At 71.6% G+C, this 11391-nt stretch carries 12 protein-coding genes; 9 read left to right on the plus strand and 3 right to left on the minus strand.

Annotated elements, in window-relative coordinates:
* Window positions 1-69 precede the first annotated feature (69 nt).
* From PS271_RS30425 to PS271_RS30460, 8 genes are read left to right on the plus strand one after another with little or no spacing between them, the layout of a single operon-like run.
* Entirely contained in the window at window positions 70-1251 is a 1182-nt protein-coding gene (locus PS271_RS30425; RefSeq protein WP_398386356.1) for a cytochrome P450, read from the plus strand.
* The gene (locus tag PS271_RS30430) at window positions 1238-2302 is read left to right on the plus strand and encodes a sulfotransferase (protein ID WP_398386358.1); all 1065 of its coding nucleotides are present in this window, start codon (window positions 1238-1240) and stop codon (window positions 2300-2302) included. The genes PS271_RS30425 and PS271_RS30430 overlap by 14 nt, the downstream gene beginning before the upstream one ends.
* 31 nt (window positions 2303-2333) lie before the next feature.
* On the plus strand, window positions 2334-2585 hold the full coding sequence (locus tag PS271_RS30435) for an acyl carrier protein (protein ID WP_398386359.1): 252 nt from the start codon (window positions 2334-2336) through the stop codon (window positions 2583-2585).
* Between the two features lie 20 nt (window positions 2586-2605).
* Window positions 2606-3622 carry a beta-ketoacyl-ACP synthase III gene (locus PS271_RS30440; RefSeq protein ID WP_398387124.1) on the plus strand — a complete coding sequence of 339 codons (1017 nt, stop codon included), beginning with the start codon at window positions 2606-2608 and terminating at the stop codon, window positions 3620-3622.
* Between the two features lie 43 nt (window positions 3623-3665).
* Window positions 3666-3905: an acyl carrier protein gene (locus PS271_RS30445; RefSeq protein WP_398386360.1), complete on the plus strand. Its 240-nt coding sequence runs from the start codon at window positions 3666-3668 to the stop codon at window positions 3903-3905.
* Entirely contained in the window at window positions 3905-5140 is a 1236-nt protein-coding gene (locus tag PS271_RS30450; RefSeq protein ID WP_398386361.1) for a beta-ketoacyl-[acyl-carrier-protein] synthase family protein, read from the plus strand. The genes PS271_RS30445 and PS271_RS30450 overlap by 1 nt, the downstream gene beginning before the upstream one ends.
* A 24-nt stretch (window positions 5141-5164) precedes the next feature.
* Window positions 5165-6307, plus strand: coding sequence for a class I SAM-dependent methyltransferase (locus tag PS271_RS30455; protein ID WP_398386363.1), 1143 nt, complete (start codon window positions 5165-5167; stop codon window positions 6305-6307).
* 2 nt (window positions 6308-6309) lie between these two features.
* A complete protein-coding gene (locus tag PS271_RS30460; RefSeq protein WP_398386365.1) occupies window positions 6310-7002 on the plus strand; it encodes a thioesterase II family protein in 693 nt (230 codons plus the stop codon).
* A 2-nt stretch (window positions 7003-7004) separates the two neighbouring features.
* On the opposite strand, the gene PS271_RS30465 is transcribed toward PS271_RS30460, so the two are convergent.
* Together PS271_RS30465 and PS271_RS30470 are read right to left on the minus strand one after the other, a co-directional pair.
* A complete protein-coding gene (locus PS271_RS30465) occupies window positions 7005-8318 on the minus strand; it encodes a methylaspartate mutase (RefSeq protein WP_398386366.1) in 1314 nt (437 codons plus the stop codon).
* Window positions 8315-8770: a cobalamin B12-binding domain-containing protein gene (locus tag PS271_RS30470; RefSeq protein ID WP_398386367.1), complete on the minus strand. Its 456-nt coding sequence runs from the start codon at window positions 8768-8770 to the stop codon at window positions 8315-8317. The genes PS271_RS30465 and PS271_RS30470 overlap by 4 nt, the downstream gene beginning before the upstream one ends.
* 229 nt (window positions 8771-8999) lie before the next feature.
* Between PS271_RS30470 and PS271_RS30475 the strand changes: the two genes are divergently transcribed.
* Window positions 9000-9323: a hypothetical protein gene (locus PS271_RS30475; RefSeq protein ID WP_398386368.1), complete on the plus strand. Its 324-nt coding sequence runs from the start codon at window positions 9000-9002 to the stop codon at window positions 9321-9323.
* 81 nt (window positions 9324-9404) lie between these two features.
* Here PS271_RS30475 and PS271_RS30480 read toward each other — a convergent pair whose 3' ends face one another.
* Window positions 9405-10991: an MBL fold metallo-hydrolase gene (locus PS271_RS30480; RefSeq protein WP_398386370.1), complete on the minus strand. Its 1587-nt coding sequence runs from the start codon at window positions 10989-10991 to the stop codon at window positions 9405-9407.
* Between the last annotated feature and the right edge of the window lie 400 nt (window positions 10992-11391).

Genomic DNA, 11391 nt, shown 5'->3' on the forward strand with positions numbered 1-11391 from the left:
CGGCGTGCCGCCCGCCCCGCCGACGGCGCGGCGGAGGAACAAGGCCGTCGGCCGAGCGAGGGAGCCAAGGTGATTCCACACGACACCGCCCGGTTGGGGCCCCTGCCCGAGGTGTTGCGGTCTGCGTCGCGGGGCGTCCAGTCGGTCCTCACTCCGGCCGGGGACCGCATGTGGCTGGTTCGCGACCACGCGCTGGCCCGCTTCGTCCTGTCCGACCGGAGATTCAGCCGGGCCGAAGCCGTGGCACCCGGCGCGCCCAGGTTCCTGGACGCCCAGCCGGTCCCGCAGTCGGTCATGAGCATGGACGGGGCCGAACACGCACGCCTGCGCCGCATCACCTCCCGTGCCTTCGCCGAGCGACGGATCGAAGCACTCGCGCCGCTCATCGAGGAGTTGGTCGACGGGCAACTGGCGGCCATGACGGCCGTGGGGCCGCCGCTCGACTTCGCCGCGGGGCCGGCGACCCGGCTGCCGCTCGCCGTGATGTGCGGACTGCTGGGCGTCCCGGCCCGGGAGACCGACCGGTTCAAGGACTCCGTCGGTGTGCTGTTCGACATCGAGTCCGACCCGGCCGACGGTGCACGCCGCCGGCTGGAGCTGGTCCGCTACATGACGCGCCTGTTCGAGCGCAAGCGCTCGGACCGTGGAGACGACCTCCTCAGCCTCCTGATCAGTGAGCAGGAATCCGGTGGCATGACACGCCAGGAGATGGTCACCATGGGGCTGACGCTGCTGATGGCGGGGTTCGAGTCCACCATCGGCCAGATCTGCCTGTCCGTGCTGTGCCTGCTGACCGACCCCGGACTGGCACGCGTCGTCATCGACGAGCCGGACTCCGTGCCGGACGTCGTGGAGGAACTGCTGCGGCTGGACTCGGCGTCGGTCGTCACCTTCCCTCGTGTGGCCACGGTCCAGGTCGAGGTCGGCGACGTGACGGTGCGGCCCGGCGAGGCGGTGGTGGTGTCGATGCTCGACGCCAATCGCGACGCCGCCGCGTTCCCGGACCCGGAGCGTCCGGTGCTCGGCCGTGGCGACGCGGCGCACCTGGCCTTCGGCCATGGGACCCACCGGTGCCTCGGCGCCCCGCTGGCCCGCCTCCAGCTGCGGGTCGTGCTGACCCGGCTGTTCGCCGCCTTCCCCACCCTGCGCCTGGCTGACGCGCCGGACGCCGTGGTGTTCAAGGACGGGCTCGCCACGCGCGGCCTGGTGCGGCTGCTCGTGACGTGGGAGGCCGGCCGTGGCGACCGCTGAACACACCCGGCGGATGTGCCTCGTGCTGGGCACCGGGCGCTGCGGCTCCACCGCGCTGTCCGACGTGCTGCTCGGCCACCCGGAGGTGCTGAGCGTCTCGGAGTTCTTCGCCGGGCTGCGCGGGCGCGACCTCGATGAGCGCGAACTCGGCGGTCCGGAGTTCTGGCGGCTCGTCAGCGCGCCGCTGCGCGCGGACTCGGTGCTGCACGGCTGGAAGATCACACCGGAGGTGCTGTATCCGGTGTTCGCGCCGCGGGACGGCGCCCGGCGCTTCGCCTGGCCCGCACCGCTGCCGCCGCCGGCCGGGGTCACCCTGCCCCACCTGACCGACCGCCCCGACGACCTCTACGCCCGCCTGGAGCACAGCGCTCCGGAGCAGCCGCGGCGTCTGCTGTCCGAGCACCTGTGGTGGCTCTTCGACACCCTGGCCGGCGGTCGGCGGCCCTCGGTCGTGGTCGAGCGTTCCGGTGGCTCGCTGGGCAGTGCCGCGAAGCTGCTGCGGCTCTTCCCCGATGCACAGGTCGTCCATATGTACCGGGACGGACGTGAGTGCGCCGTCTCGATGAGCCGCCATCCCCGCTTCAAGTTCACCGCCCTCCAGGCCGAACTGGCCGCAGAACTCGGCCACAACCCCTATGGCGAGGACGGGGCCCGGAAATCCGGCTCCGGTGCCGGGCTTACCGCACGGCTGGCCGCGCTGACCCCCGGCCGGATCACGCCGGAGACATTCGCAGCCTGTGAAGTCCCGCTGGCCAAGTACGGGCTGATGTGGTCCGCGGTGATCGCCACCGGACTTCCGGTGCTGCCCGCCGGCGCGCGCCGCCATGACCTCGACTACCGGGACCTCGTCGAGCACCCCGCCGAGAGCATCGGCGCGCTCTTCGATTTCCTCGGCATCGGGCGCGATCGCGAGTACGAGGCGGGGTGCGCCGCGGCGATCGCAGCCGGGCGGGACGTGCGGGCGGAAATCGGTGCTCGCAGGTGGGACGAGATAGGTCGCGCCTGCCGCATGGGCATGAACCGCCTCTACGGGCGCGAGCGTTGGACATGACGGCCCCCACCTGGGAGAAGGAGTCGCCGCAGTGAAAGAGGTATCCGTCCCCGAGGCGATCGGCATGCTGGCCGAGATCACGGGGCGCCGTGACCTGGGCCCTGACACGGTCTTCGGCACGCTCGGCCTGGACTCGCTGCAGGCGATCGAATGGCTGACCAGACTCGAGGACGAGCTCGGGATCGAGTTCGACCTGCGGGCACTGAACTTCTACACCTTCGTGGACAAGAGCGTCGGCGACGTGCTGGGCGTCCTGTACGAATATGCCGCCGCGGTCGAGTGAGGCGGACAGTGCACCAGGCGATGCAGCGGGCGCAGCGGCCGTCGGGGGTACCGGCGGCCGTGCTCACCGGCCTCGGCGCGCATCTGCCGCCCCGGGTCGTCACCAACGACGACCTCGGCCGCGAGCTGGGCACCTCGGACGAGTGGATCGTCACCCGCACCGGCATCCGTACCCGGCATGTGGTCGACCCCGGCACCGCCACCTCGGACCTGGCCTGCGAGGCCGGGCAGCAGGCCCTGAAGGCCGCGGGGGCGGCCTCCGTCGACCTGGTGGTGCTGGCGACCACCACGCCGGACCGGCCGTGCCCGGCCACCGCGCCGGCGGTGGCCGCACGCCTGGGACTGGTCGGTGCCGCGGCGTTCGACGTGGCCGCCGTGTGCAGCGGGTTCGTGTACGGACTCGCCGTCGCGGCGGGAGCCGTTGCCGCCGGAATCGCCGAGCGCGTCCTGCTGATCGGCGCCGATACCTACTCCACGATCCTGGACCCAGCCGACCGCTCGACCCGGGTGATCTTCGGCGACGGCGCGGGCGCGGTGGTGCTCCGCCGCGGCGTCGCCGACGAGCCCGGTGCCCTGGGACCGGTCGACCTCGGCAGCGACGGTACCCAGAGCGAAGCGATCATGATCCCCGGCGGCGGATCGCGGCAGCGCTCGGCCGGCACCGACGACACCCCTTACTTCGTGATGGCCGGCCGGACCGTCTTCAAGACCGCCGTGGAAAAGATGGCCTCCTCCAGCAGCGCGGCCCTGGCCCGTGCCGGCTGGACGCCCGCCGACGTCGACCGCTTGGTCGCGCATCAAGCCAACGCGCGCATCACCGCCATGGTCGGTGAGCGCCTCGGGGTGCCGGCCGACCGCCTGGTGTCGAACATTGAGCGCGTCGGCAACACCGCAGCCGCTTCCATCCCGCTGGCACTGGCCGACGCGGCCGCCGACGGGACGCTACGCCCCGGCCACCGGGTGCTGCTCACCGCGTTCGGCGGGGGCGCCGCCTGGGGTTCGGCGACCTTGGTCTGGCCCGATATCGACGCGCCCTGAGTACCGGCACGGACCCGTCCCGAACCACCGACAGGAGTTGACGATGAACGCCATCGAGGACCGCCTCGCCCATCTGCTCACCACTCGCTTCGGCTTGACCACCGGTGACCTTCACCGCGACGCCACCTTCGCCGACCTGGAGATCGATTCCATCAGCCTCGTCGAGCTCGCCGTGATTTCCGAGAGCGAGTTCGGGGTCGCGCTCGGCGAGGACGAGTTCACCAAGGACCACACCCTGCGTACCGCCGCGGAACTGCTGGCGGGCAAGGGCGCGCGAGTCTGATGCCCATCCCCCGCGACCACTTCGACGCTGCCGTCACGGGCCTCGGCCTGGTGACGGCAGCGGGCGTGGGCGTGCCGGCCACGTGGGCGGGGATCTGCGCCGGGAAGTCCGTCGCGGCCACCGACCCGTCACTGGCGGGACTGCCGGTCGACATGTCCTGCCGGGTCCCGGACTTCGACGCCGAGACCGTCCTCGGCCACAAGATCGCCTGGCGCCTCGACCGGCACGCCCAACTGGCCCTGGCCGCGGCGCGCGAGGCGATCGCCGCCGCGGCGCTGGACCCGGCGCAGTGGGACGTGGGCCGGGTCGGCGTCGTACTCGGCACTGCCTTGGGCGGCATGCCGGCCTGGGAGCGCGAGCACGACCGGCTGCGCGAGCGCGGGCCGACGGCGGTCAGCCCACGGCTCATCCCGCTCGCCGCGCCGAACATGGCGGCCGGGGAGATCGCGATGGACACCGGCGCGGCCGGCCCCAACCTCGCCACCTGCACGGCGTGCGCGTCCGGCGCGACCGCGATCGGCACCGCCCGCGAACTGCTGCGCTCAAAGGTCTGCGACATCGTCATCGCCGGCGGAGCAGAGTCCTGCGTGTGCCCGCTGGTGGTGACGCCCTTCGCCCGCATGGGCGCGATGTCCATCCGCCGCGACGATCCGGCGGCAGCGTCCCGGCCCTTCGACGTGGGCCGGGACGGCTTCGTCATCGGCGAGGGCGCGGGGGTACTCGTCCTCGAACGCCCGGAGCACGCGGAGGCCCGCGGCGTCCGCGTGCTCGCCAAACTCAGCGGTTACGGCGCCTCCGCCGACGCCCACCACCCGACCGCGCCGGACCCCGAGGGCCGCGGAGTGGCGCTGGCCGTCACCGCGGCGCTGACCGACGCCGGCCTCGCGCCGGGTGACGTCGACCACGTCAACGCGCACGGCACCGCGACCCCGCTCAACGATGCCGTCGAGGCGCGCGCGATGCTCCGGCTGCTCGGCGACCGGCCGCTGCTCACCTCGGCCAAGGGCGTGCTCGGCCACACCCTCGGCGCCGCCGGGGCGATCGAAGCGGCGCTGACCGTCCTCACCATCGCCGAGCGCCGCGTCCCGCCCACGGCGAACCTGGACAGCCAGGATCCGGAGATCGGCCTGGAAGTGGTCGCAGAGGCGCCTCGCGCGGCCGACGTGGACGCGGCCCTGAGTAACTCCTTCGGGTTCGGCGGGCAGAACGCGGTGCTCGTGCTGACTCGGCCCTGACCCACGAAACCAGGAGGCAGATCCATGACCGCGACCGCTGACGAGACCCGGGCCTGGGATCCGCTGGCCGGACGCCCGCTGTCGGCCGAGCCGGAGGGCGCCCGGCTCGCCGCCGGGTGGGCCGAGCGCGACGCCCTGAGCGCGGCGCGGCTTGTCCGCGTGCTGCTCGAGATGGGTGCCTTCACGGCGCCGGGGGAGCGGCGGGCCCGCGGCACCCTGGCCACGGACCTGGAGGTCGCGCCGGCGCACCAGGCACTGTTCGAGGTCTTGCTCGACCTGGTCGTGGCCTCGGGGCTGCTGCGCGCGGACGGCCCGGAACTGGTGGCCGCCGAAGAGGCCGGCGCGCTGGCCGACCGCGACCTGGCCGCCGAGAGCGCTGCACTCGCCGCCGCGCACTCCGAGGTGGCGGCGCAGCTGCGCCTGCTGGACGCGTGCCTGGCCGAGTACCCGCGGATGCTGCGCGGCCGGGTCAAGCCCCTCCAGGTGCTGTTCCCGGGCTGGTCGATGGACCTGGTCGAAGGCGTGTACCGAGGAGACCCGGTCTCCGACCGGCTCAACGAGATTGCGGCGCAGGCCGTGGCCCAACGCCTGTTCGCGCACGAGAGCGGCGAGCCCGTGCGGATCCTGGAGGTCGGTGCCGGCACCGGTGGCACCACCGCCGCGATCCTGGAGGCGATCGGAGCAGACGCGGACCGCTTCCACTACACCTACACCGACATCTCGTCGAGCTTCCTGCGCCACGCGAAGGAGCGGTTCGCGCCGGACCATCCGACGATGCGCTTCGAGCACCTGGACATCGAGGCGGCGCCGTCCGGGCCGGGCCCGGAGGCCGGGGGCTTCGACGTCGTCGTAGCGGCCAACGTCCTGCACGCCACCCGCGACCTGCGCGGTGCGCTGGAACACAGCGCGCGCCTGCTCGCCCCCGGCGGGCGCCTGGTACTCAGGGAGATCACCTCACCGCTGATGTTCGTCACCATGTCCTTCGGCCTGCTCGAAGGATGGTGGCACGCGCAGGACGACGTGCGGATTCCCGGCTCGCCGCTGGCCGACGTGCCCACCTGGACACGACTGCTCGCCGACGCCGGGTTCGGCCGCGTCGCCGTGCTCGCCCCGGTCGCCGCCGAAGGCGGGACGTTCGGCCAGCACATCATGGTCGCGGAACGCTGACGGTGGCCGCCCCGCTCCCGCTGTACTGCCTGCCCCCGGCCGGGGCGGGCGCCATGGCGTACCGTGGCTGGGGCGCCCGGCTCCCGGGGGGCGTCGACGTCCGCCCGATCCGGCTGCCGGGCCGCGAGACCCGGCTCGCCGAGGAGCCGATCGCCGACATGGCGGCCCTGGTCTCCGAGATCTCGTCGCACATCGACACCGCCGCGCCGAGCGGCTACGCGCTGCTCGGCCACAGCTTCGGGGCCCTGGCCGCCTTCGAGACGGTGCGCCTCCTGCGCCGCTCCGGCGCCCCGGCGCCGGAGCTGCTGGTCGTCCTCGGCGCCCCGGCGCCACAGTTGCCCGTGGTCGCGTACGGAGAAGAGGACGAGGTCGCCTTCCTGCACCGTATGGGTGGCACCGCCGAAAAGCTGCTGGCCCACCCGCGCATGATGCGGCTGATCCTGCCGGCGCTCCGTGCCGACGTCGCGGTCTGCCGCGACTACCGGTACACCGACGAGCCCGCGCTGGACACACCCATCGTGGCCATGGCGGCCACCGGCGACCGGCTGGTGCCGGTGAGGGCCGTCGCCGAGTGGAAGGCGCAGACGACGACCGCCTTCCGGTTCGAGATCCTCGGCGGCGACCACTTCTTCCCCGGCCGCAGCGACCACTTCTTCGCGGTGCTGGGCGAGTCGTGCGCCGCGCGTGCCGTCTGACCTCAAGTGTTCAGCACGCGCCGGCGGCCCGCGTCCAGCGCGAGCTCGTCGAACCGGCGTGCCAGATGCGTCAGGGAGCTGAGAAACCCCGCGGAGTCGACCTGGCGGCGCTGCCGCGGGATCCCGGCCCGGATCGGCATCGCCCCCGTCTCGGCCCAGCGGACCCGGCCGTGCTCGTCGAGGTAACTGCGTGACCGTCCGGCGTTGTCCGGGTGCAGACAGTAGGGAACGTCCAGGTAGCCGCGCTCGAAGGCGAGAGCGAGAGCGTCGCCGACATCCGGAGCCAGCTCCAGCACCGTCGCGATCAGTGCGCGTGCCTCGGTGAGGATCTCCGTGTCCTGACGTGCTGGAGCAGTTGCGGTGGGCGGGGAGCGCCGCGCGGCATGCTCGAGTGCGGCCACACTCTCCGCGATCGTGGGCAGGCGGTGGGCTTCGGCCGTGGTCTTCACGACGAGGCGCTCGGCGCCGGTGGCGGCGGCCAGGTCGGCGGCCGCACCCAGGAGCAGGTTGCAGCCCTCCGGGGTGCGCGGGTAGACGCCCATGTACGTGTAGACCACGATGTGCCAGTCGACATCGGGCAGCAGCTCCGTGGCCAGGGCCCGCAGGGCTCTGACCGCTTCCTCATCGTCGCCGCGGTGGCCCTGCTGTGCGTAGCTCAGCGAGATGTCCCGCAGCCCGTGGTCGCGGAAGAACAGCCCCTCAAGGATGCTGAGAGCGACGAGCAGGCCCGGCGGGCACATCTGTCCCAGCATGCAGCCGCCGAAGGTCTCCAGGTGGGGTTCGGCGGATGCCGAGCGCATGCCGGCCAGCAACAGGCAGCACTCCCGCCAGTTCCGTACGGATTCGCGCAGCGGTGTGCGGCCGTAGGGCAGGGAGTAGGAGACCGGCCCGCCCTCGGTGGCGTTCAGCCCGGCTCGGATGAGACCCGCGAAGATCTCGCGCGGGGCGGCGGAGCCGTGTCGGACCTGGACCGGGAAGCCCGCGTCCACGATCCCGGAGAGCATCGCGCGGGTGACGCCGGCGGAGTGGGTGGCGATGGGATAGCCGTTGAGTTCGTCGCCCGCGGCGACGGCGCGCCGGGCCGCGGCCAGGTCCCCGAGCCGGGTGAAACTGTCCACGGTGACGGTCCCGACCGTCGTGGCGTGTGCCCGCTTGACGGCGAGCAGCCCTTCGCGCATCCAAGCCGGGTCGCTCATGCCCATCCTGGCCTGTACGACGAGCTCGCCCTGCTGCCGCGCGCGGCGGATTCGGCTGCCGAAGGAGGCGGTGGTCCCGGACGGACGGAGAGGGCCGGTCGTGGCACGTTCCAGGGTCACCGTCGTTCTCCGGCGGAAAGGGACTTGAGGTAGGACTGGAATACGGTCGGCTGCACGCCGTCCACGAACACCGCGTCGAATCCGGCACGCAGCAGATCGCCGGGGTGGTGCCGGTCCTCCGGGCCGCCGATGCCGAGCTTGCCGCCGATCACCACAGGGGTGTCGCGCAGCTCGGAGACCGCGCGCAGGGCGGCGATCAACTCCCTGCCGTCCATGGCGCCGTGCCCGTTGACGCTACTGACCACGACCAGGTCCGGCCGGTGCGCGCGGCAGTGGTCCACCAACAGGGCGACCGGCACCGTCGCACCGAGGTTGGTCACCCGGTGGCCGAGTTCCTCCAGGACCAGTTGGAGGTAGACGAGATTCCATGTGTGGGCGTCGGATGCAGTACCGGTGACCACGACGTCCAGTGCGACCCGGTCCGGAGCCGCCCCACGTGCCGTGGCGGTCACGGCCGATTCGGCGCACTGCATTCCCCGTGACTGCGCGCCGATACCCCTTCGGCGGTGGGAGTGCGATTCTCGATAGGTGGGGCGGTTAAAAGGCACGGCCCATTCCCCTCCTGCCCGCGGCCGAATGGCCGTACGGTCCTTCCGGATATCCTACTGGGCATCCGGAAGACACCTCCAGTACATTGCTGCCGCCGATACTGCGTCATCAGAATCGAAGGAGAAACTGGTCGTGAACGAGCTGACCCGGCGTTTGAGTGAAGGCGACCACCCGGTGACCCTGGGTGGCCCGGATCCTTCTGTCGAAGAGCTGCGCAGGCGCGTAGAGGAATTCCAGCACGTGAGCATCAAGTTCACCGGGACTCGAGGCGGGACCGATCTGGGTGTGCGGCTTGACCCGGCGGCCACCGACGCCGGACGGGCCGACTACGCCAACGGCGTCGGCACGCTGCATGTCGAGGGCACACTCACGCTCAACGGCGACGCGGTGCGTTGCGTAGCCGACCTGGATCTGGCGACGCTCAACGGCACCGGCCGCTTGGTGCCGGTCGCCTGACGCGTAGTCGCGAACAATGGAGTTGCCGGCCTGATGAGGCCGGGAACTCCATTGGTGGTGCCCTGTACGGAGTACGGCGGACTACCAGCGCCACTCGCGCCGACCGTACAGGTGGCCGGCCGGGATCTCCCGTCCCCTGCACCAGGCCATGAACTCGTCGATCTGCTTGAGCTGGAAGGAGTCGTCGTTGTAGCTGGTCGCCATGACGTGCCCCAGCCACGGCTCCTCGCCCATCGCGTAGACGTGAGCCTCCCGGGCACCCAGCTCCGTCATGATTGCGGCCGCCTGCTCGGCGTTGGAGCCGGACAGCGTCCGCGAGTCGCTCATGCGCTTGGTGACCGGGCGCGTGAGCAGCGCCTGGTACAGCCAGGTCAGTGGGGCGCCGGCGCACTCCATGCCGAGGAAGGCGATGTCGACACGGCCGACGCGGTCGCGGATGTACCGGTACAGGCCGGGGTCGATGCCGGAGGAGTCGGCGCCGACGAACACCGTGCGCCCGGCGAACCGGACGCAGAACGTCGACTTGGCCCGGATATCCAGGTCCGCGTGTTCGCCGAGGAACGGCGTGGCGGTGATCCTGCAGCCGGGCAGGTCGATCTCGGAGAAGTCGTCGACCTCCGTGACCGGCAGGCCCACGTGCTGCAGGTAGAGCGCGAGCGACGGGTCGCACAGGTTCCCCCGCGAGGACCGTGGCACGACGACCGTGTCCACCCGGCCGCGCAGCTGGAGCAGCGTCTCCAGGACGATGTGGTCCTGGTGGCCGTGCGTGATCAGGACCGCGTCGATGTGGTCCGGCAGGTCCCGCAGGGTGTAGCGGTCGGCCGCATCGGAGTCCGCACTGATGAAGGGGTCGGTGACGACGCAGACCTCAGGGGTCTGCAGGACCAGGCAGGCATGGCCGAAATAGCGGATCCGTCCGCCGGCGCTGACGTGGCGGTCCCCGGCCAGGTCCGGCGCATCGGCGAGCAACCCGGACAGCTTCGCGGCCTGCGTGTCGTCCAGGCCGAGCGCTTCGCGCAGCCTGCCGATGGTGGTGGGGTGCACACGAGCCCGGAACAGCTCGGTGAGGCCGTCGTGCCGGAAGGGGATCCGCAGGTCCAGCACGCCGGGGTCGGAGGCCAGGCGGGGCGTGCTCAGGATGAACGGCCGCTCGACGCCGGGCTCCAGCGACAGCTGCACCGACTGGCGGTCCTCGGTGTAGGCGCTGCTCGCGTACAGCAGCGGCTCCATGAACCGCATCGTGGGCTGGTTGTTCGTGTCGTAAGCCAGCTCGACGAGCCCGGACAGCTCGGCGGGGAGCTTGAGGTACAACGGCGTCAGGTCGAACCCGGTCGCGTTCTGCCGCACGACCTCCTCGGCCTCGGCGATCGCCGAGGCGAAGCGCAGCATGCCGGCGCGATCGCGTTTGATCCCCGCGAGCAGGTCGCGGACCTCTTCGGTCCTGTCCTCTCCGATATTGATGAAGAATCCGCCGCGTAGCGCAGGATTCCTGCTCGCCGTGATGTGCACCTGCGGTGACTGCAGATACGACTCCAAGAGCGGAACCTGCAATGACGAGAGATTCAGCGCCGCCTGCGCCGGCGCGACCGTATGGAGCCAGGCGTAGAACCCGTCGACCAGTGGCTCAACAATCGCTTTGGACCGGAGATATTTTGGCTCGTCTTCCATCGTCGACCCCTTGTCGTGGATGATGTCTTGAGGGGAGGGCCGGAGAATGTCGGGATATGCGGCGACGCTTCTCGTCGTGCGCCGCCCACCATCGCATGAGGCTGGAATGCGCAGCAAGAAGCATTCTTGGCGTCCGGCGAGAGCATGCGCGATCGCCGGCGAGGCGCGTTCAACTGTGGCAAGGCAGCGGTTGAACAGGACCGTCCGCGCTCGAGTGCGGCGGTACCGGCCATGGTGTGGTGGACCCCTGCGGAGCCGCCGCCGCATGATGAGCTCAGGCCGACGCGTGATCGCCGGACCCGGTCGTGCCCGAACCCTTCGACGGTCGTGAAGCGCCCTGCTGCCCGCGCGCCGGCACGCGGACAGGACCGTCCCCGCTACGCGATCGAGGAGCACAGGG

This window comes from Streptomyces sp. SCA2-17 (assembly GCF_044336695.1).